The sequence below is a fragment of the Polaromonas sp. CT11-55 genome, assembly GCF_047303325.1.
GTDB lineage: Bacteria > Pseudomonadota > Gammaproteobacteria > Burkholderiales > Burkholderiaceae_C > Polaromonas.
Window position 1 is genome coordinate 12,453 of record NZ_JBKBEX010000017.1, and the last position, 19,260, is coordinate 31,712.

The following is a 19,260-nucleotide window of genomic DNA, read 5'->3' on the forward strand; positions in this document are numbered from 1 at the left end:
TTTATAGACCTTTCACACCCGGCCCGTCACACGCGGGCGCCACAAGCCCCCACGCGTTCACAGGTCGAAAAACACCGTTTCCTTGTCACCCTGCATATGGATGTCAAAGCGGTACTGCGGCCCGGCGCCCGTCGTCTCGCGTTTGGCGACCAAAGTGGCGCGCCGCGCGGCCGGCACACTGGCCAGCACCGCGTCCTTGGCATTGGCTTCGGCTTCATCCTCAAAGTAGATGCGGGTAAAGGTATGCACCAGCAGGCCGCGCATGGTCACGCAGACATTGATGAAAGGCGCCTGGCCTGGTGCCTCAACGCCGGGCTTGACGGTGAAGAACTCGTAATGGCTTTGCGGCAGGGTGCCGGTGCCGCAGCGGCCGAAGCCGGAGAAGCCGCGCGCTTCGGCGTCCGCCACCGATGTGACAGGCTGGCCGCTGCCGTCGGGCTGGGCGATCTCGACCATGGCGTCCATGATCGCGTTGCCGGCGCCGTCAAAGACCTGGCCGGTGATGCGTATGTGTTCGCCCTTGGCCTTGGGCTGGGCCAGCACGGGCGTGAACAGGCTTTTGAGGTCGTAGCCGTACTGGGTGGGCGTGAGGCCGTAGGCGAAGAAGGGGCCGACGGTCTGGGAAGGGGTTTGCTTGAGCTGGCTCATGGTGATGGTGTCCTTCCGCCACTTATTCAAAACGCGTGGCCTTGGGGCCGCGCAGCACGATGTCGAACACATAACCGAGTGCGTAGTCGGGCTGGGTCACGTCCAGGCTGAACTTGGAGACCATCAGGTCGCGCACGCTGTCGGGCGCGCCCATGTACATGGGGTCGTAGCGCAGCAGCGGGTCGCCGGGGAAATACATCTGTGTGACCAGGCGGCTCGCGAAGTAGTCGCCAAACAGCGAGAAGTGGATGTGCTGAGGCCGCCAGGCGTTGGGATGGTTGCCCCAGGGGTAGGCGCCGGGCTTGATGGTCTTGAAGCTGTAGCGGCCTTCGTTGTCGGTCATGCAGCGGCCGGCACCCAGGAAGTTGGGGTCCAGCGGCGCGTCGTGCTGGTCGACCTTGTGCACATAGCGGCCGGCCGCGTTGGCCTGCCAGACTTCCACCAGTGTGTTGCGCACGGGCCGGCCGTCTTCGTCGGTCACGCGGCCGGTGACGATGATGCGTTCGCCCAGCGGGTCGCCATTCATGACGGCGTTTTTGGTGAGGTCGTTGTCCAGGGGGCCGAACTGCTCGATGCCGTAGACCGGCGCGTTGAGCTGGGCCAGCGCCTGCTTGATAGGCACCAACGGCTGCTTGGGGCCGCGCAGCAGCGTGGATTTGTAGCCGGGGTAGATATGCGGCGAATGGCTGGTCCAGTCGCGCGGGGCGAGAAAGCTGTTGTTCAGGTCGTCGGGTTTCATGGGATGTCTCCGTGGGTCAGATGGGCGGCCTGGATGCCTTTTGAGGCAGTTTCCGGTGCAGGGAAGACTTTAATCGCCCTGAATGGTTATGTATATTGAGATTTTTTCGCTTTATCCATAACCAAGTATGCCGATAGCGGGTAAATTCAGGCCATGGTCGATGAGCGCATCAAATACCGGCATTTGCAGTGCTTCCTGGCGGTGGCGCAGCACGGCAGCCTGCAAAAAGCGGCCGACGTGCTGGCCGTCACCCAGCCAGCCGTCTCCAAAACCCTGAAAGAACTCGAAGACCTGCTGGCCGTGCGCCTGTTTGAGCGCGGGCGCCGGGGCGCGGTGCCCACGCGCGAGGGCGAGGCCTTTTTGCGCCATGCCGGCGCCAGCGTGAGCGCGCTGCGCGAGGCCGTGGCCAGCGTGGCGCAGACGCGGCGCCAGGGCAATGCGGTGGTTGCGATCGGTGTGCTGCCCACGGTGGCGCCCTGGCTGATGCCGCAACTGCTGCTGCGCCAGGATGCCGAGGCCGGGGACGGCGCTTACACCAGCCTGCGCATACACACAGGCGCCAACCCCGAGCTGCTGGCGCGCCTGCGGCAGCGCGAGCTGGACCTGGTCATAGGCCGCTTCGCCGAGCCGGCCCATATGCTGGGCCTGAGTTTTGAGCACCTGTACGCCGACCCGCTGGTACTGGCCGTGCGGCCCGGCCATCCGCTGCTCGCACAGGATGACGCCAAAGCCGACGTGCTGGCGGCGCTGCAGGGCTTCACAGTGCTACTGCCCACGCAGGGCACGGCGATTCGCCACACGGCGGATGGGTTTTTCCTCTCGCGCGGCCTGGCCCTGCCGGCGCGCACGATTGAAACACTGTCGGTGTCCATCGCCCGCGGCTACACACTGCAAAGCGATGCGGTCTGGGTCTCGCCGCTGGGCGCGGTGCGGCCCGAGCTGGACAGCGGCGTGCTGCTGCAACTGCCCGTGAGCATGGCGGGCACCGAGGAACTGGTGGGGCTCACGCTGCGCGCCGACATGGCGCCCACGCCTGCGCAGCAGGCGCTGATCGCGAACATTCGCCAGTTGGCGGCGGAACGTCGCAGCCTGGTTTAGGCCGTTTCAGCCTGCACGGCGAAGCGCGCGGTCAGCTCGCGCAGCCCCAGTTCATCGAGCACCTCGCGCAAACGCGCTTGCGCTGCGCGGGTCTTGCCGGCCTGGGGCTGGGCGGGCCGGCTGGCCAGGATCAACTCGTTTTTCATCGAATGCTCCCAGCCCACGAGTTCGGTCACGGTGACCTGGTAGCCGTTGGCTTCGAGCTGCAGGCAGCGCAGCACGTTGGTGATCTGGCTGCCGAATTCGCGTGTGTGCAGCGGGTGCCGCCAGAGTTCGGCCAGCGGGGTTTTGGCCAGCGACAGCGCGCGGCTTTTCTTGAGCACGCCGGCCACCTCGGCCTGGCAGCAGGGCACCAGCACCATGTGGCGCGCGCCTTTGGCCAGACCGAAGGCAATCGCGTCGTCGGTGGCGGTGTCGCAGGCATGCAGCGCGGTGACGATGTCGACGGTGGCCGGCAACTGGTCCGAGGTGGTGGCCTCCTGCACCGTCAAATTCAGGAAGGATATGCGCGCAAAACCGAGGCGCGCGGCCAGGCTGCGGGATTTGTCGACGAGTTCGGCGCGGGTTTCTATGCCGTAGACATGGCCGTCCATGGGCTCGCCCGCGTGCGCCACGTTGAAGAACAGGTCGTAGAGGATGAAACCCAGGTAGGACTTGCCGGCGCCGTGGTCGGCCAGGGTGAAACCGGCTTTGCGTGCCGCCACCTCGTTGACGTCATTGAGCAAAGGCTCTATGAACTGGTACAGGTGGTAAACCTGCTTGAGCTTGCGCCGCGTGTCCTGGTTGAGCTTGCCCTCGCGCGTGAGGATGTGCAGTTCCTTCAGCAACTCGATGGACTGCCCGGGGCGCAGCTCTTCAATGACCTGTGCGGCGGGCGCGGGCCTGGTATTGCCTTTGTGTGGTTTTGCGGCGCGCGCGCTGCTGGGGGTTTGCATGGCCCCGAGTTTAGTGGGAGGGCCTGGAGCCAGGCCCCAGCCAACGCAAAGCCCTTTTCGTCACGCCCTCTTCCAGGGGGAAAGGGAGCAAAACCGGGGAAAGAAAAACTAAAAGAGGGGTTTCGGCACTTATGGGCGCATAATCGAGCAGTACGGGTTGCAAAACACCCGCACAAGTTGGTGATCGGTCAGTTTCGCGCGCTACGGCGTTACTTTTGAGTTTGTTGTGCTTTCGGGACCCCATCGCTTTGTTTTTATGTGTTTTTAGGAGTCCCCATGGGCAATAAACTTTACGTCGGCAATCTGCCATACACGGTCCGCGACGAAGACCTGCAACAATCTTTTGGCGCCTTCGGCTCCATTACCAGCGCCAAAGTCATGATGGAACGCGACACCGGTCGCTCCAAGGGTTTTGGTTTCGTCGAAATGGGCAATGATGCCGAAGCACAAGCCGCAATCGCCGGCATGAACGGCCAGTCCCTGGGCGGCCGTAGCATCACCGTGAACGAAGCCCGTCCGATGGAGGCACGTCCTCCCCGCACCGGCGGCTTCGGCGGCGGTGGTGGCGGTTACGGCGGCGGTGGCGGCGATCGCTCCGGCGGTGGCGGCTACGGCGGCGGCGGTGGCGGCCGTTCCGGTGGCGGCGGCTACGGTGGTGGCGGTGGCGGCGGCCGCGGCGGCTACTAAGCCCTGCGATCCCGCTGACTCAGCCTCGCGCTGAGCAAAGCACCAAAGGCTTCAAAACTTCGGTTTTGGAGCCTTTTTCTTTTGGGGCAGCCCTTTCGGCAGGCCCAAGCCCCACACACCCGCAGCCCCTGAAACATCTTTTTCAAATTAACTTGTACACAATTTAATTGTGAGCTATAATTCGTCCATGCCAAACAAAACCGACTCCGTGGACGCCATGCTGCAACTGGACAACCAGCTGTGCTTCGCGCTGTATTCCACCTCGCTGGCCATGACCAAGCTCTACAAGCCCCTGCTCGAGGATCTGGGACTGACCTACCCGCAATACCTCGCGATGCTGGTGCTGTGGGAGCAGGACGGCCTCACGGTGTCCGAGCTCGGCGAGCGGCTGTACCTCGATTCGGGCACGCTGACGCCTTTGCTCAAGCGCATGGAAGCGGCCGGGCTGGTCTCGCGCCTGCGCGCCGTGGAGGACGAGCGCCGCGTGCACATCACATTGACGGCCGCGGGCCGCAAGCTCAAGGACAAGGCCGCCAAGATCCCGGGCTGCATCCTGAGCGCCACGCAATGCTCGATTCCCGAACTGGTGTCGCTGACGCAGCAAGTCCAGTCTTTCCGCAAGCGCCTCACGGCCTGATCCGTTTTACTTTTCACCGATTTTTAACCCGCCCCTGACCGGGGTATTTTCCAAAGGAAGCCACCATGACCACGCTCGAAAAAGTTCTCTACACCGCCCACGCCCACACTACCGGCGGCCGTGACGGCAAGTCCAAGACCGACGACGGCCGCCTGGACGTCACCCTGAGCTCGCCCGGCACCTCGGGCACCGGCACCAACCCCGAGCAGCTGTTCGCGGCCGGCTACGCAGCCTGCTTCATCGGCGCGATGAAGGCCGTGGGCGGCATGAAGAAGATCGACGTGCCCGCCGACGTGTCGATTGACTCCAGCGTCGACCTGGGCAAGATCCCCAACGGCTACGGCATCGCCGTGCGCCTGGACGTGACCCTGCCCGGCATGGACCGCGCCGCTGCCCAGGCGCTGGTGGACGCAGCCCACCAGGTCTGCCCTTACTCCAATGCCACGCGCGGCAATATCGACGTTGTGATCACCCTGAAGTAATCAGGCCTCAGTGTCACTAATGCGGCCCGCCGGTGTTGAACCGGTGGGCCGTTTCATTTACGGTGTGGCGCATGAGTACCGCAGCCCCCACCTCCAACTTCCAGGTCCGCAAGGACGCCCTCGCCGAAACCCGCTGGGAAACCGGCACCTCCCTGCCGCTGGCGCCCGGCCAGGTGCGGCTGGCCATCGAGTCCTTCGCACTCACGTCCAACAACATCACCTACGCGGCCTTTGGCGAGGCCATGAATTACTGGCAATTCTTCCCAACCGGTGAGGAGAGCTGGGGCTGCATCCCGGTATGGGGTTTCGCCACGGTGGTCGAGTCCTTATGCGAGGGTGTCACCGTGGGCGAGAAGTTTTACGGCTACTACCCCATGGGCAGCGAGCTGGTGGTGCAGCCCGCGCGCGTGACGCCCGCGGGCTTTTTTGACGGCGCTGCTCACCGCCAGGCGCTGCCGGTGGTCTACAACCAGTACATGCGCTGCAGCACGGACCCGTTTTACGACGCCGCCACCGAAGACGTGCAGTCGCTGCTGCGCCCGCTGTTCATCACCTCCTTCCTGATCGACGATTTCCTGGCCGACAACGATTTTTTCGGCGGGGGCACTACCCTGCTGCTGTCCAGCGCATCGAGCAAGACCGCTTACGGCACGGCCTTTCAGCTCGCCAGGCGCGCCGGCTTGGCGGTCGTGGGCCTGACCTCGCCGGGCAACATGGCCTTCTGCGAAAGCCTGGGCTGCTACAGCCAAGTGCTGGGCTACGAACAGCTGGACAGCCTGGCCGCCGAGACGCCCTGCATCTACGTCGACTTCGCGGGCAGCGCCCCCCTGCGCCAGCGCATCCACAACCGCTTCGGCCAGCTGCGCTACAACTGCTCCATTGGCGGCACCCATGTCGACGAACTCGCGGCCAAGGGCGGCAGCCGGGATTTGCCGGGCCCCAGGCCGGTGCTGTTTTTTGCGCCGGCCCAGGTCAAAAAGCGCGTCGCCGAGTGGGGCGCGGAAGCCTTCGGCCGCAAGCTGGCGCAAGCCTGGCAGGACTTCACCCGGCAGGTGGGCAGCACCCAGCCGCCCTGGCTCAGCCCCCAGCGGCATGCCGGCCAGGCCGCCGTGCAGGCGGTGTACCAGGAGGTGCTCGCCGGCAAGGGCGACCCGCGCACCGGCCACATCCTGCTGCCCTGAAAAGCTCTTCGCGGGAACAGCCATTTACAAGCCCCCGCTGGCTGGGCCCGGCAACTGCGCCGACAATCGGTGCATGACCGAGAAAAGCCAAGCCCCTGCCAGCGCCGCGCTGCATGCGTATGAGACGCTGACCCCTGACCGCGTGCTCGACGCGCTGGCCAGCGTGGGGCTGCTGGGCGACGGCCGGCTGATGGCGCTGTCCAGCTACGAGAACCGGGTCTACCAGGTGCACCTCGAAAGCCCCGTCGGCGAAGCCGAGCTGGCGGGCGACGTGGTGGTCGCCAAGTTCTACCGGCCGGACCGCTGGAGCGACGCGCAAATCATCGAGGAGCACGCCTTCGCGGCCGAGCTCATGGCGGCCGAAATCCCGGTGGTCGGCCCGCTGGTGCTGGAAGGCGCCACGCTGCACCACTTCGGCGGCTTCAGCTTCAGCGTCTCGCCCAGCCGCGGCGGGCGCCGGCCCGAGCTCGACAACCTCGAGGTGCTGGAATGGATAGGCCGCTTCCTGGCGCGCATACACACCGTGGGCAGCGCAAAACCTTTTGTCCATCGCCCCGCGCTCAACCTGCAGACCTTCGGCTTTGCCCCGCGCGACATCCTGCTGGGCGGCGGCCCGGGCTCCCACGGCTACATCCCGCTGGACATGGAGTCGCGCTGGCGCAAGGCCTTTGACGAAGCCATGCTGGTGGCGCAAACCGTGTTTGAGAGCGTGGGCGACGTGCGTACCCTGCGCCTGCACGGCGACTGCCACCCCGGCAATATCTTGTGGACGCCCGAAGGCCTGCCGCTGGCGGGGCCGCATTTTGTCGACCTCGACGACGCCCGCAGCGGCCCGGCCGTGCAGGATTTGTGGATGCTGGTCTCAGGCGACCGGGCCCAGAGCACCCGGCAACTGGGCGCGCTGGTCGACGGCTACGAGGAGTTCCGCGAATTCGACCGGCGCGAACTCGCGCTGATAGAGCCGCTGCGCACCCTGCGCCTGGTGCACTACAGCGCCTGGCTGGCGCAGCGCTGGCACGACCCGATTTTCCCCATCAACTTCCCGTGGTTCGGCTCCAGCGACTACTGGAAAGGCCAGGTCGACATGCTCGAAGAGCAGACCGAGGCCATGCAGGAAGCGCCGCTGGTCGTCTAGCCGGGAGACGGCGCGGCGACGCTCAGGCCAGCAACGCGTTCACCCGCCGCACATAGGCCGCCGGGTCATTCGGCATGCCGCCCTCGGCCAGCAATGCCTGGTCGAACAGGATGTGCGCGAGGTCGTCGAAGTGTTCGCCGCTTTCGAGCTTTTTGACCAGCGGATGCTGAGCGTTGACTTCCAGGATGGGCTTGACCTCGGGCACCGCCTGGCCGGCCTGCTTGAGCATGCGGGCCAGCTGGGTCGACATGTCGCCGTCCTGCACCACCAAGCAGGCCGGTGAGTCGACCAGGCGGGTGGTGGCGCGCACGTCCTTGGCCTTGTCCTTGAGGGCCTCCTTGAGCTTGTCGAGGATGGGCTTGAACTGGGTTTGCGCCTCTTCGGCGGCCTTTTTCTCGTCCTCGTCCTGCAGCTTGCCCAGGTCCACCGCGCCCTTGGCGACCGACTGCAGCGGCGTGCCGTCGAAGTCGTGCAGGTAGTTGAGCGCCCACTCATCGACGCGGTCGGCCATCAGCAGCACTTCGATGCCCTTCTTGCGGAAGATCTCGAGCTGCGGGCTGTTCTTCGCCGCGGCCAGCGTGTCGGCGGTGATGTAGTAGATCGCGTCCTGGCCTTCCTTCATACGGGCCTTGTAGTCGGCGAAACCTACGCTGACGGTGTCCGTCGTTGAGCTGGCGAAACGCAGCAGCTTGGCCAGGCGCTCGCGGTTCGCGAAATCCTCGCCCAGGCCTTCCTTGAGCACGGCGCCGAATTCGGCGTAGAAGGTCTTGAACTTCTCCGCGTCATTGGCGGCCAGGTCCTCGATCATGCCCAGCACGCGCTTGGTGCAGCCTTCGCGAATGGCCTTGACGGCGCGGCTTTCCTGCAGCAACTCGCGCGAGACGTTGAGCGGCAGGTCGGACGAGTCCACCACGCCCTTGACGAAGCGCAGGTAGGTCGGCATCAGCGCCTGGGCGTCGTCCATGATGAAGACGCGCTTGACATACAGCTTCACGCCCGCGGCCTTGTCGCGGTTGAACATGTCCATGGGCGCCTTAGACGGAATGAACAGCAGCTGCGTGTACTCGGTCGAGCCCTCCACGCGGTTGTGCGTGGTAGCCAGCGGCGCCTCGCTGTCGTAGCTGAGCTGGCGGTAGAACTCGTCGTACTGGTCCTGAGTGATGTCTTTCTTGGCGCGCGTCCACAGGGCCGCGGCCTGGTTCACGGTTTCCCACTCGCCGGTCGTCACCATCTCGCCGGGCTGGTCGTTTTCGCCCTCTTTCCATTCCTCTTTCTGCATCAGGATGGGCAGCGAGATGTGGTCGGAGTATTTGTTGATGATGCCCTTGAGCTTCCAGGCATTGAGGTAGTCGAGCGAGTCCTCCTTGAGGTGCAGGATGATGCTGGTGCCGCGCTCGGCACGTTCGATCTCGCTGACCTCGAACTCGCCGGTGCCGTCGCTGGCCCAGCGCACACCCTGGCCCGCCGGCAGGCCCGCGCGGCGGCTTTCCACCGTGATCTTGTCCGCCACGATAAAGCCCGAATAAAAACCCACGCCGAACTGGCCTATCAGCTGGGCGTCGTTCTTCTGGTCACCCGAGAGCTTGGCCATGAAGTCGCGCGTGCCGCTCTTGGCGATGGTGCCCAGGTTGTCGATGGCTTCCTGCTGCGACAGGCCTATGCCGTTGTCGGTGATGGTCAGCGTGTTCGCGGCCTTGTCGAAGCTCACGCGCACCTTGAGTTCGGCATCGTTCTCATAGAGCGCAGCGTCATTGAGCGCCTCGAAGCGCAGCTTGTCGCAGGCGTCCGACGCATTGGAAATCAGCTCGCGCAGAAAGATCTCGGGGTTCGAGTAGAGGGAGTGCGTGACCAGCTTGAGCAGCTGCGCTACCTCGGCCTGGAAGGAAAGGGTTTGTTTTTGCATGGTCTGAGGCATGATTGTTACTGATTAGTTACAAACCAACTATCTCGAGGCGAGAAGTTGTTTCTTTGAGGTCGTATTTACCATTGTTACGTGTAATTCTTTTGGATTCATTTACGAATAAACTCAATCTTTTCAACGATCTGACGTGATAAATTCCCCACTCCGGTGCTCTGTTACGGTTACAAATGTGCGTTTTTTTTGAAATACCTAGTTACAGTCCATTCACCTTCACATTTTGTCCCCCCGTTAACCCGTTCATTCAACCGGAGAACAGTCATGAAAAAGCTTATTTTAGTAATCGCCCTCGGTCTTGCCGCCATTGCCTCCGTGCCCGCCCAGGCAGCTACGGCTACTGGCAACTTCAATGTCACGATCAATCTGACATCGGCATGCCAGATTTCAACCGCACCGAGTACCCTCACCCTCGCCTACACCTCGTTCGGCGCAGCTCCCACGCCAGTCACCACGCCGTTTGCCGTTCAGTGCACCAACACCCTGCCGTACACCATGAGCATCGGCAGCGCGACTGCCACCATGGCAGGCGTGAACCTCGACTACTCCCTGGTGATCCGCAATTCCGGCGACACGGCTGATATCACCGGCTCGCAAACTGCCGGCGCGGCAGCCACCAACTATCTCATCAAGGCCTCCATGGCCGGCGGCCAGCAGGGCACTTGCGCCACCGCCACCTGCAACGCCACGGCATCCCGCACGCTGACCATCACCTACTGAGCCCCTCCCGGGCTTGATGCCAGGCACCACTGCCATGACCCGCAAAGCCGCCCTTGGTATTGCCTTGCTGCTGGCCGCCGCCGCCAGTTATGCGGGCACGGCGGCCGGGCAGTTTTCGGTCCAGATCACGCTGACCGACCCACGCAACACCACCGGCAACGGCAACGCTTGCATCAGTGCAAGCGGCGCGGGTGCAGGCGGTAGTTCGGTACAGGTGCGCTGCAACACCGATGTTTTTGTCAGCATCGCGCCGACCGGCAATGCCAACGCCTTGGGAAATGCCAGGTTCCTGCCGGGCTTTCGCCCCACCCGCGACTCTCTGCTGCCCGATTACTGTCGCAGCGAGGCCTCCCGCAACGATCCCGGGTCCCGCACGGCCTGCCGGCTGGATGACCAGCGCCAGGCCTCGGCCGGCGATGAAGCCGACGACGGATGGGAACTCGAAAGCCGGCGTTACGCCATGGGCCCGGAAGCCGCCGAGATCGAAAAGCAGGCCCGTTTGCGCTTCCAGGACGTCAAGGGAACACTCACGGCGGTACGCCTTGCCCACGCAGGCAACCAGCCGAAATCTATCGAGATGCTGGTATCCTTCTAGGGATGAACGTCCCTCCGCGCCGAAGCAGCCTCGTCACCTACGCTCTCCTGCTCAGCCTGCTGGCGCCCTGGGCCGCCGCCACGGCCGGCGTGTTTTCCGTGACGCCGGTGCGCCTTTACATGACGCCACGTGATCGCGCCATCGCTGTCACTCTGACCAACGAAGCGGACACCGAAGTGGTGCTGCAGGCCGATATCAACACCTGGAGCCAGAAGGCGGACGGCACCGACGAATTGGTGCTGACTGAAGACCTGATCCTGGCCCCGCCCATCATCAAGCTGGCCCCCAAAGCGCGGCAGGTGGTGCGTCTGGCACTGTTAAAACCGGCCGACGCCAGCCGACAGCTGACCTATCGCATGATCATCCGCGAAGTCCCGGAAATACAGTCCGCCCCGGGCATACAGGTTCCCATTGCGCTGGCCCTGAGCATGCCGGTGTTTATCACCCCTCCCGCGGCCAAGCGCCAGGTGAGCTGCACGGTCCAGCGCCCCGAAGCCAAAACCGTGAGCCTGCAGTGCGGCAACACAGGCACAGCCTATGCACAGATCCGCGAAGCAACGCTGATGCGGGGTGAGCAGGCCTTGGCCAAGTTCGAAGGCGGCAGCTACATCCTGCCGGGCGCCAGCAAATTCGTCGGCCTTAAAAGCGAGCAGGCGATCACGGCGGGGGAAGCCAAGCTCGTGGTGACCTTTGACGACGGGCAAAGCCAGACGACCAGTATCACCCTGCCTTGACCGAAAGCCCCATGACGAGGAGGCGTCGGCAGGTCTTACGAATGCATTCCCTGGCCATCGGCATCGCCGGCCTGTGCTGCGCCCTGGCCGCGCAGGCCCAAACCACTGCGCCCGCCAACGCTGCGCCTGCGGCTCGCGCCGCCAATGACCGCCTGCTTCCGCTGGAAGTCTTCATCAACAGCACCAAAGGCGGGGTCTGGACCCTGCTGGAGCGCAACGGCATTCTGTATGCGCCCGAGGACGCTTTTGAGGAATGGCGGCTGAACCGCCGCCCCAGCGCACAGGACATCGATTTCCAGGGCCAGCGCTGGTACGCCCTCTCGTCCATCCCGGGCTTCGAGGCGCGGCTGAACTTTGCCGAGCAGTCCGTCGATCTGGTGTTTTCGCCCTCTGCCTTCAATGCGGTGCGCCTGACGCAGGAATCCGCCATGCGCCCGCCGCTGTCGCCGTCCATCCCGGCTTTCTTTGCCAACTACGACCTGAACTACCTCACCACCCATGCACGCGACACGGGCAGCGGCGCAGCGACCGCCCGCGACCTGGGCGCCTTGACCGAATTCGGGTTTTCAGGGCAGTGGGGACTGCTGACCAGCAGCTATGTGGGGCGCAACCTGGTGAGCCAGGACCCGACGCTCAAGGCCTCATGGCGGCGGCTGGAAACCACCTATACGCGCAATTTCCTGGAGTCCAACAGCACCTTGAGGCTCGGCGACAGCAGTACGCGCACCGGTATTTCAGGGCGCCCGGTCTACTTCGGCGGTGTGCAGTTCGCCAAGAATTTTTCCCTGCAGCCCGGCTTCGTCACCCAGCCCATTCCCACGGTCACCGGGTTATCTGCGGCGCCCAGCACCGTGGAGCTGTACGTCAACGACGCGCTGCGGCAGACCTCCAAAGTGCCTTCCGGCCCCTTCAGTATCGACAACTTCCCCGCGCTGACAGGCGCCGGCGAGGCACGGGTGGTGGTACGCGACATCCTGGGCCGTGAGACCGTCATCACCCAATCCTTTTTCAGCAATGCCAACCTGCTGGAAGAAAACCTCAGCGACTGGAGCTTCGAGGCGGGCGCGATACGCAACCAGCTGGGCATCGAGAACGCCGACTACGGCCCGCGCTTTGTGTCGGGCCTGTGGCGCCAGGGCCTGACCAAAAGCATCACCGTTGAGGCCAACGGCGAATGGTCCCGGCCCCTGGCGCGCGTGGGCGCGGGTGCCAGCTACGAGCTGCCCTTCCAGATGCTGGGCCAAACCGCGGTCTCGTTCAGCCGCAGCGACACCGCCGGCCGCGGCCACAACTGGCTGGTCGGCATAGAACGCACCGGCCTGCGCCATGGCGTTTCGCTGAGCGCGGAAGGTGCCTCGCGCGGCTACCGGCAACTGGGCATAGACACGGCAAACCCGCTGCCGCGGCTGCAAACCACCGCCAGCTACAGCTACAGCACCGACAAGTTCGGCGCGTTCAACATCAGCTACGCAGGTTTTGACAACTATGACCAGGGCAAGCTCGACACCCTCAGCGTCAACTACACCATGCGGCTCGGGCCGCACAGCGCCCTGACGCTCAGCGCCACACGGCTCAGCGGAATCTCCACCGGCACGTCGGTGGGCGCGACATTGATCGTGCCGCTGGAAAACCGCATCACGATTGCCTCCGGCGTCACCAGCCGCAGCGGCACCACCGAAAGTTATGTGAATGCCAGCCGGGCCTTGAGCGCCGAAACCGGCTGGGGCTGGCGCACGGCGCTGGGTTCGCGTGCCGACGGCGGCTATACCGAGGGCGGCGCTTACTACCAGGGCAGCAAGGGCCTGTTTTCGGCCGACGTCAGCGCGGGGCAAACCCAGCAGAACCTGCGCCTGGGCTTGATAGGCGGCATGGTCGCGGCCGAAGGCCGGGTTTTCGCAACACGCAGGGTGCAGGACAGTTTCGCCATTGTTGAAGTCCCCGGCTATGCCAATGTCGGCGTGGGCTTCCAGGGCAGCACGCTGACCCGTACCGACAAGGATGGCGTCGCGCTGCTGCCTCGTTTGCTGCCGTTCCAGCGCAACAGCGTGCGGCTGGATCCGACCGAGCTGCCCATCAGCGCCGAACTCGACTCGATCGAGCGGGAAGCCGTGCCGGCCCTGCGCAGCGCCGTCAAAATCAGCTTCCCCGTGCGCTCGGGCCGCGGCGCCCTGATACGCATCGTGCTCGACGGTGGCGAGCCTGCGCCGGCCGGCGCAGAAGTCGAGCTCGTTGGCGACAAGAAAGAATTTTTTGTCGCCCGGCGCGGCGAGGCCTTCGTCACCGGCCTGCAAGCCACCAACAGCCTGCGCCTGAAATGGAATGGCGCAAGCTGCACCTTTACCGTCGAATTGCCGCCCGGCAACCTCGAAGACATCACCCGCGTGGGCCCGGTCCACTGCCCAGGAGTCAAACCGTGAATCCCTTCAACCCCTGGCGCCTCGCCACCGCGGCATGCCTGTCCCTGCTGGGCACGGCGCAGGCCATGGCCGCGCTGGTCTGCAACGCCACGGCCACACCCGTACAGATGGTGTACTTTGAAAACGATCCGAGCCCCACGGACGGCGCGTGGACCGTCACCATCAATTGCTCGCGTGGGCCCACGGACCCAACCACATCCGCCTACACGCTGCGGGCCGACGACGGCTTCAACCCGGGCGCAGGAAGCAGCAACCAGGCGGTGAACGGCACCGGCACGGCCAATCAGATGGCCTACGACCTCTTCAGGACGGCGCCTGGCAACGGGGAATGGGGCTACACCAATGCCACGGACTTCGCGGGAACCGTCAACTTCGGCACGGCCTTGACGGCCAGCGTCACGCACGTCTTCTACAGCCGGATTGCCGCCGGGCTCAACAAGAACGCCAAGGTATTTACCGATACCGTGACCATGCGGCTACGCTATGACAACGGACCGGGCAATACGGACGTCTTTCCGACTTTTCCCGTGAGCATCAACAACCAGTCTGTCTGCCTGCTGAGCACGCCGCCAGGGAACGTCGTGTTCAACTACACCTCGTTCCAGGCCACCCCCGCCACGGCCAGCGCGGCCTATGCCGTACGCTGCACCATAGGCGAAACCTACACCATGGCATTGGACGCGACGGCGGGAACCTTGCTGAGCCTCAATTACAGCCTGGCGCTGAGCAATCCCGGGGGCCAGACCGGTACCGGGTTTCCGCAGAACTTTACGATCAACGGCACCATCGCCGCAGGGCAGTCCGGTACCTGCGGCGGGGCCACGTGTACGAGTGCGGTATCGCGCACCCTGACCGTCAGCTATTGATACTGAGCCTGCCGCCCTGGGGCCTTGCGCCGTGACTTTTGTCACGGATTCATGGCCACTGAGTCCGCAAAAATGGCGCAGCGCGGCTCCATTCACGATACTGCTACAAGACGTTACCATCACCGGATAACGATCGCCGTGCGCTCAGAGGCATGGGCGATGTAACGGAGTCATCGATGAGTGTCTCTCACCTTTTGCGCATCGCCCTGGCAAGCCTTGTGTGCACCTGCGCGCTGCAGGCGCATGCGGCTATCAGTTGCGCACTCGCGTCCACCTCGGTCGATCTCAATTACGTCAACGGCCAGGCCACCAATGCCAATGCCTCAGGCACCATTACCCTGAACTGCACGCGCCTGGCGGGCGATGCCAACACCCAGACCTATTGGGTCAGCATTGATTTTGGGAGCCGCACGGGCACCCCTCGCCGCGTCTTTCGCCATGGGGGAGGCACCATCAATGCCGACCGGCTCGACGTCAGCATCTACAAGAGCGCCACCACGACCGACTGGACCAACACCGGGACCGCGCGCGTCAACGGGACACTCAACTTCGGCGCCGCGCTGAGCGCCAGCGTGGTGCTAACCTATGACTTCCGCGTGGGCTCAGGGCAAACCGGCAACACGGCGGGAATTTATGACGAGGCATTCATTGCCAGCCTGCAGCTGACCACGGCCGGCGCCGTCGTCGCGACCACCACCTTCGTCCCGACCGTGAGCATCACCGCCCAGTGTTTCGTGGGCCAGGTGGCCAGCGGCAACGCGGCAACGGGCGCTGTCTCCCCCTCCACCCTGACGCTGCCCTACACCTCGTTTTCGCCCACCAACCAGACGGCCAACATGACTTTTACGGTGCACTGCACACGCAACACCACCTATACGCTGGCGGTTGCGCCCGCCTCGGGCACCATGCTAGGCCTGAATTACACCTTGGCCATGAGCCCACCAGGAACGCCCGCCATCACCGGCACCGGCCTGGCCCAGTCCTACACGATCACAGGCACCATTACTTCCGGTCAAGCAGGCACCTGCTCGACCGCCACCTGCTCGGCGACCCAAAACACCACGCTGACGATTACTTACTGAAGGCCTGTTCCCGCCCAATGCGTGGGAGGCCGGTCAAACCGGGATCAACCGGCGCCCGCATTCCGCCACATCGCGCGCAGCATCACAGACCTTCCGACGTCGTTCGCGCAGCCCTTGCCCGTCCAAATTGAGAAATTCCCGGGAAATTATCAATTTTTGCGATTTACACGCGAAAAAATCTTTTAGATCAATTTTTTTCGTGAAAAATACCAAAAACTTCACGCATTAATTACAGAATCAATTTTTACTAAATTTATCAATTTAACTAAAATGGCCGTTACTACTTACAGTTTCAGGAGTAGACGCCATGCGAAATTTCAAGACAGCTTTGGGCACCCTGCTTGCAACGCAGGCTTTGCTGGCGACCCCAGTGCTCCATGCGCAAAGCGCTTCCGCGTCATTTGGCGTCACTATCGTGCTGAACACCTTCAGCGAGGCCGCCACGGCAGACCACCGCTGCACCCATCGCGGCCGTAACGACGGTCCCAAGGAAATCGTGCGCATCAGCTGTCCCGCCACAGTGGACGTGCAGGCGATTGCCAGCGCCTCGAATGGGAAGGCAGGACAGCAGCAACGCATGAACGCGCTTGCCGTCCTGGCCGGAACTCCCATGCGTTCCACGGAACCGCTTGAGCTGACCATCTCCTGGTAGCCGGCAGCGGCGCCCACGCCGCCCATGGCAGGAATCAAAGCCTCGACTCAGGCGCTTGAGGAGGCCCCCAACCACCGCACCAACTGCCGCGCCACTTCCGCCCGCCTGAGCAACTCCATGTGGTTCATGCCCTGCGCGATCCACTGGTTCTCGGGCGGAAAGGCCAGGCAGCGGCCAGGCTCGGCATGCAGGCCCAGCGCGCTGTCCAGCGACACCAGGCCGTCACCCACCATCTTGCGCGCCAGCGCCTCCCGCACCGCGACCATGGGCCCCTTGCCGGGCGCCAGCGTGGTGGCCGCCACGGTGTAGCAGGCCACGCCGGCCGGCAAGGGCACGGGCTGGCGCGTGTCCGGCCCGCGCTCGAAGCGTCCCGCGTCGTGCCAGTCGGCACGCAGCAAGTTGCCGTGGCGCAGGTCGGTGATGCCGGCGCTGCGCAGCTGGCCGATCTTCGCGAAAGGTTTGGTCACGATGTTGCCGCCCAGCACGCCGTCCACCCAGCTGCCCAGGCGCTCCAGCGGCGCGCCGTGGTGCGGCGTTCCCAGGAACACCAGGGCCTTGAGCTGCGCCGGCCAGCTATAACCGGCCGCGGCCGCCTGGTGGCAGGCGCTGCGCGCGACCAGGCCGCCCATGCTGTGCGTCAGCAACGTGATGTCCTCCACCGGCCGCGGCCAGGCTTTGACCAGCTGCTGCAGCAGGCCGGCCAGCTGTTCGCCGTTGTCCGAGGTGTGCAGGCCGGTGTTGTAGTGCAGGTAAAGCGGGGTGTAGCCCAGTTCGCGCGCCAGCTGTTCGCCGTGGCCGCTGTGCCCACCGGCAGGCGCATGGCTGTTCCACTGCAGGTCGTTCATGCACAAGCCGTGCAGCATCACCAGCAGCTTGCCGCTCGCGCCCGGCAGCCGCCCGGCCAATGCCTGCGGCTCCAGCAGCAGCGGCAGGCCCGCGCAGCGCAAGCGCATGGAAATCGCCAGCGGGTTGGCCGTCTCCTGCAGGCGGTCGCCAAGCACACCGTTGAGTGCCGACAACATGGCCTCGCGCTGCGGGGTCGAGGGGCGCTGGTCCGCCGGCGTCGCCGCGCGCGACAGCAGCGCGTTGGCCGCGCCGCCGGCCAGCCGCGTCACGCCCTTGATGCCGCCATAGACCAGGCCGGTGATGCCCCGCGCACGCACGCCGCTGCCGCCCGGCATGCGATCGATGAACTTCGCGCCCAGCGGGCCGAAGGGCTTGGCGACGGCTTTGTAGACATTGCCCTGCACGCTTTCGGCCAGGCCCGTGACGCCCAGGGTGGCCTGGGTGGCGAGTTGCGCCAGCCCCTGGATGTCGGAAACATGCAGCCAGGTGGGCAGCAACCCGCCGGGGAAAGAAGGTGGCGCGGACAGTGGCGCGGAAGAGGGCGCGCCGCCGGGCTGCTCGGGTGTAGGCATGCCCGATTGTGGGGGCAGGGCCCCGCGCGCGCCAGCGAATGTTGCGGCGCGATCTATTTGCAGAGGCTGAACAGCTCCGCCGGCGCGGCCGGCTCGACGATGCCGCCGCTGGGCGGCAGCGCCGGCACGGGTTCAGGCGCGCCCGGGTTGAGCACGTTGTGGATGCGCGCGGCCAGCACAAAGCGCGGGTAGGCCGCGTCGCCCACCGTGTTGCTGCCGTTGGCCAGCAAGACCACGTCATAGCCGCTGCCGTAGCTCGCGTTGGCCGCGGCGAAGCTGACCGTCTGCCCGGCCGCGCCGTAGCTGCCCGGCCCGCCCAGCGCCGCCAGCCCCATGCCTATGGGGGCGAACTTGCCGCCGCCCAGCGCGGCCGGCGTGCGCATGCGCGCGAGGCTGGCCGCCGAGATCACGGCGCCGCTTTTGAGCGCGCCGTTCCAGCGCACCATGTCCGAGGCGGTGGAGACCACACCGCCGGTCGCGTCAAAACCCGAATTGAGGTCGGGGCACACGCGCCAGGCGTCGCCGGGCTTGACGCGGGAATAGCCGACGGCGGCGCCGGGCCGCGGCTGCGGGCCCAGCAGGTAGGAGGCCGACATGCCCGCGGGCTTGAACAGCAGCTGCGTGTAAGCGGCCTCCAGCGGCTGCCCGCCGGCGCGTTCGATCACACGGCCCAGCACGATGTAGCCGGCATTCGAATAGTCATAGGCCGTGCCCGGCACGGCAAACAGGCCCGTCGCCTGCATGTTGGCAAACAGCCTTGCCCGGCTGAGGGGCGGCTCCTGCAGCACGGCCGGCATGCCGTCCAGCAGCAGATCGTCGGGGTCTTTCTCGGCGCCGGGAATGCCCGCCACCATGCCCATGACCTGGGCAATCGTCGGGTCCGGCTGGTAACGCAGCTCGGGAATCCAGCGCGACAGCGGGTCCGCCAGCGAAAGCTTGCCCTGCTCCTGCAGTTTGAGCAGCGCGGCCGCCGTGAGCTGCTTGGTGACCGAGCCTATCTTCACCGGCGTGCTGGGCGTCATGGGCACGCCGGCGCGCACATCGGCCGCGCCATAGCCGCGCGTGTAAAGCACGGCGCCGCCCTTGCCGACCGCGAGCTGCAGGCCCGGCAGTGCGCCAGGCACATATTCGGCGACCAACGCGTCGATCTGCGCGGCCACGGCCGGCGGGATCGGAGGCGGCGCCTCAGCCTGGGCCTGCACGACGCCGGCGGCCAAGGCCAGGCCGCAAGTGACGGCCGCGCGAGCCAACAAGTGTTTTGAAAAAATCCGGGCGGCATGGCAAGCGTGCATTCAGGCGTCCCTCCGTTTTTATGAATC

At 64.9% G+C, this 19,260-nt stretch carries 19 protein-coding genes; 13 read left to right on the top strand and 6 right to left on the bottom strand.

Annotated elements, in window-relative coordinates; genetic code table 11:
* Positions 1-57: 57 nt before the first annotated feature.
* Positions 58-648, bottom strand: coding sequence for a protocatechuate 3,4-dioxygenase subunit alpha (gene pcaG / locus ACEN8I_RS15830; protein WP_413329465.1), 591 nt, complete (start codon positions 646-648; stop codon positions 58-60).
* A gap of 22 nt (positions 649-670) precedes the next feature.
* Positions 671-1,387, bottom strand: coding sequence for a protocatechuate 3,4-dioxygenase subunit beta (pcaH, locus tag ACEN8I_RS15835; protein ID WP_413329466.1), 717 nt, complete (start codon positions 1,385-1,387; stop codon positions 671-673).
* 153 nt (positions 1,388-1,540) lie between these two features.
* On the opposite strand from pcaH, the gene pcaQ reads away from it, so the two are divergent.
* Positions 1,541-2,485 carry a pca operon transcription factor PcaQ gene (gene pcaQ / locus ACEN8I_RS15840; protein WP_413329467.1) on the top strand — a complete coding sequence of 315 codons (945 nt, stop codon included), beginning with the start codon at positions 1,541-1,543 and terminating at the stop codon, positions 2,483-2,485.
* Here pcaQ and ACEN8I_RS15845 read toward each other — a convergent pair.
* Positions 2,482-3,420 (bottom strand): class I SAM-dependent methyltransferase, encoded by a 939-nt coding sequence (locus ACEN8I_RS15845; RefSeq protein WP_413329468.1) that lies wholly within the window; start codon positions 3,418-3,420, stop codon positions 2,482-2,484. The genes pcaQ and ACEN8I_RS15845 overlap by 4 nt on opposite strands.
* A 276-nt stretch (positions 3,421-3,696) precedes the next feature.
* Between ACEN8I_RS15845 and ACEN8I_RS15850 the strand changes: the two genes are divergently transcribed.
* The 5 genes from ACEN8I_RS15850 (at position 3,697) to ACEN8I_RS15870 (ending at position 7,542) form a co-directional block, all read left to right on the top strand.
* Complete coding sequence (locus ACEN8I_RS15850) at positions 3,697-4,107, top strand: RNA recognition motif domain-containing protein (protein WP_413329469.1); 411 nt, start codon at positions 3,697-3,699, stop codon at positions 4,105-4,107.
* 187 nt (positions 4,108-4,294) lie between these two features.
* Entirely contained in the window at positions 4,295-4,744 is a 450-nt protein-coding gene (locus ACEN8I_RS15855) for a MarR family winged helix-turn-helix transcriptional regulator (protein WP_413329470.1), read from the top strand.
* A gap of 65 nt (positions 4,745-4,809) precedes the next feature.
* Positions 4,810-5,226 carry an organic hydroperoxide resistance protein gene (locus ACEN8I_RS15860; protein WP_074579398.1) on the top strand — a complete coding sequence of 139 codons (417 nt, stop codon included), beginning with the start codon at positions 4,810-4,812 and terminating at the stop codon, positions 5,224-5,226.
* Positions 5,227-5,297: 71 nt separating this feature from the next.
* Positions 5,298-6,407, top strand: coding sequence for a DUF2855 family protein (locus ACEN8I_RS15865; RefSeq protein WP_413329471.1), 1,110 nt, complete (start codon positions 5,298-5,300; stop codon positions 6,405-6,407).
* Between the two features lie 73 nt (positions 6,408-6,480).
* Complete coding sequence (locus ACEN8I_RS15870; RefSeq protein WP_413329472.1) at positions 6,481-7,542, top strand: serine/threonine protein kinase; 1,062 nt, start codon at positions 6,481-6,483, stop codon at positions 7,540-7,542.
* Positions 7,543-7,564: 22 nt separating this feature from the next.
* Here the strand turns inward: ACEN8I_RS15870 and htpG are convergent, their stop codons facing one another.
* On the bottom strand, positions 7,565-9,445 hold the full coding sequence (gene htpG, locus ACEN8I_RS15875; protein WP_413329473.1) for a molecular chaperone HtpG: 1,881 nt from the start codon (positions 9,443-9,445) through the stop codon (positions 7,565-7,567).
* A gap of 276 nt (positions 9,446-9,721) precedes the next feature.
* Here htpG and ACEN8I_RS15880 point away from each other — a divergent pair, with 276 nt between their 5' ends.
* The 7 genes from ACEN8I_RS15880 to ACEN8I_RS15910 all read left to right on the top strand — a co-directional run bounded on the left by ACEN8I_RS15880 (position 9,722) and on the right by ACEN8I_RS15910 (position 16,523).
* Complete coding sequence (locus ACEN8I_RS15880) at positions 9,722-10,177, top strand: spore coat protein U domain-containing protein (RefSeq protein ID WP_413329474.1); 456 nt, start codon at positions 9,722-9,724, stop codon at positions 10,175-10,177.
* Positions 10,178-10,211: 34 nt separating this feature from the next.
* Complete coding sequence (locus ACEN8I_RS15885) at positions 10,212-10,772, top strand: hypothetical protein (protein WP_413329475.1); 561 nt, start codon at positions 10,212-10,214, stop codon at positions 10,770-10,772.
* Between the two features lie 2 nt (positions 10,773-10,774).
* The gene (locus ACEN8I_RS15890; RefSeq protein ID WP_413329476.1) at positions 10,775-11,506 is read left to right on the top strand and encodes a molecular chaperone; all 732 of its coding nucleotides are present in this window, start codon (positions 10,775-10,777) and stop codon (positions 11,504-11,506) included.
* A gap of 41 nt (positions 11,507-11,547) precedes the next feature.
* On the top strand, positions 11,548-13,923 hold the full coding sequence (locus tag ACEN8I_RS15895; protein ID WP_413329478.1) for a fimbria/pilus outer membrane usher protein: 2,376 nt from the start codon (positions 11,548-11,550) through the stop codon (positions 13,921-13,923).
* Entirely contained in the window at positions 13,920-14,789 is an 870-nt protein-coding gene (locus ACEN8I_RS15900; protein ID WP_413329479.1) for a spore coat protein U domain-containing protein, read from the top strand. Before ACEN8I_RS15895 ends, ACEN8I_RS15900 begins: the two co-directional genes overlap by 4 nt.
* Before the next feature lie 176 nt (positions 14,790-14,965).
* On the top strand, positions 14,966-15,871 hold the full coding sequence (locus tag ACEN8I_RS15905; protein WP_413329480.1) for a hypothetical protein: 906 nt from the start codon (positions 14,966-14,968) through the stop codon (positions 15,869-15,871).
* A 307-nt stretch (positions 15,872-16,178) separates the two neighbouring features.
* Positions 16,179-16,523 (top strand): hypothetical protein, encoded by a 345-nt coding sequence (locus ACEN8I_RS15910; RefSeq protein WP_413329481.1) that lies wholly within the window; start codon positions 16,179-16,181, stop codon positions 16,521-16,523.
* Positions 16,524-16,570: 47 nt separating this feature from the next.
* On the opposite strand, the gene ACEN8I_RS15915 is transcribed toward ACEN8I_RS15910, so the two are convergent.
* Together ACEN8I_RS15915 and ACEN8I_RS15920 are read right to left on the bottom strand one after the other, a co-directional pair.
* The gene (locus ACEN8I_RS15915) at positions 16,571-17,941 is read right to left on the bottom strand and encodes an esterase/lipase family protein (protein WP_413329482.1); all 1,371 of its coding nucleotides are present in this window, start codon (positions 17,939-17,941) and stop codon (positions 16,571-16,573) included.
* A 53-nt stretch (positions 17,942-17,994) separates the two neighbouring features.
* A complete protein-coding gene (locus ACEN8I_RS15920; protein WP_413329483.1) occupies positions 17,995-19,194 on the bottom strand; it encodes a serine hydrolase domain-containing protein in 1,200 nt (399 codons plus the stop codon).
* Positions 19,195-19,260: the final 66 nt, after the last annotated feature.

Excerpts from the sequence above, each read along its gene's own strand:
- pcaG (WP_413329465.1), bottom strand. The coding sequence starts at position 648 with ATGAGCCAGCTCAAGCAAACCCCTTCCCAGACCGTCGGCCCCTTCTTC.
- pcaH (WP_413329466.1), bottom strand. The coding sequence starts at position 1,387 with ATGAAACCCGACGACCTGAACAACAGCTTTCTCGCCCCGCGCGACTGG.
- pcaQ (WP_413329467.1), top strand. The coding sequence starts at position 1,541 with ATGGTCGATGAGCGCATCAAATACCGGCATTTGCAGTGCTTCCTGGCG.
- ACEN8I_RS15845 (WP_413329468.1), bottom strand. The coding sequence starts at position 3,420 with ATGCAAACCCCCAGCAGCGCGCGCGCCGCAAAACCACACAAAGGCAAT.
- ACEN8I_RS15850 (WP_413329469.1), top strand. The coding sequence starts at position 3,697 with ATGGGCAATAAACTTTACGTCGGCAATCTGCCATACACGGTCCGCGAC.
- ACEN8I_RS15855 (WP_413329470.1), top strand. The coding sequence starts at position 4,295 with ATGCCAAACAAAACCGACTCCGTGGACGCCATGCTGCAACTGGACAAC.
- ACEN8I_RS15860 (WP_074579398.1), top strand. The coding sequence starts at position 4,810 with ATGACCACGCTCGAAAAAGTTCTCTACACCGCCCACGCCCACACTACC.
- ACEN8I_RS15865 (WP_413329471.1), top strand. The coding sequence starts at position 5,298 with ATGAGTACCGCAGCCCCCACCTCCAACTTCCAGGTCCGCAAGGACGCC.
- ACEN8I_RS15870 (WP_413329472.1), top strand. The coding sequence starts at position 6,481 with ATGACCGAGAAAAGCCAAGCCCCTGCCAGCGCCGCGCTGCATGCGTAT.
- htpG (WP_413329473.1), bottom strand. The coding sequence starts at position 9,445 with ATGCAAAAACAAACCCTTTCCTTCCAGGCCGAGGTAGCGCAGCTGCTC.
- ACEN8I_RS15880 (WP_413329474.1), top strand. The coding sequence starts at position 9,722 with ATGAAAAAGCTTATTTTAGTAATCGCCCTCGGTCTTGCCGCCATTGCC.
- ACEN8I_RS15885 (WP_413329475.1), top strand. The coding sequence starts at position 10,212 with ATGACCCGCAAAGCCGCCCTTGGTATTGCCTTGCTGCTGGCCGCCGCC.
- ACEN8I_RS15890 (WP_413329476.1), top strand. The coding sequence starts at position 10,775 with ATGAACGTCCCTCCGCGCCGAAGCAGCCTCGTCACCTACGCTCTCCTG.
- ACEN8I_RS15895 (WP_413329478.1), top strand. The coding sequence starts at position 11,548 with ATGCATTCCCTGGCCATCGGCATCGCCGGCCTGTGCTGCGCCCTGGCC.
- ACEN8I_RS15905 (WP_413329480.1), top strand. The coding sequence starts at position 14,966 with ATGAGTGTCTCTCACCTTTTGCGCATCGCCCTGGCAAGCCTTGTGTGC.
- ACEN8I_RS15910 (WP_413329481.1), top strand. The coding sequence starts at position 16,179 with ATGCGAAATTTCAAGACAGCTTTGGGCACCCTGCTTGCAACGCAGGCT.
- ACEN8I_RS15915 (WP_413329482.1), bottom strand. The coding sequence starts at position 17,941 with ATGCCTACACCCGAGCAGCCCGGCGGCGCGCCCTCTTCCGCGCCACTG.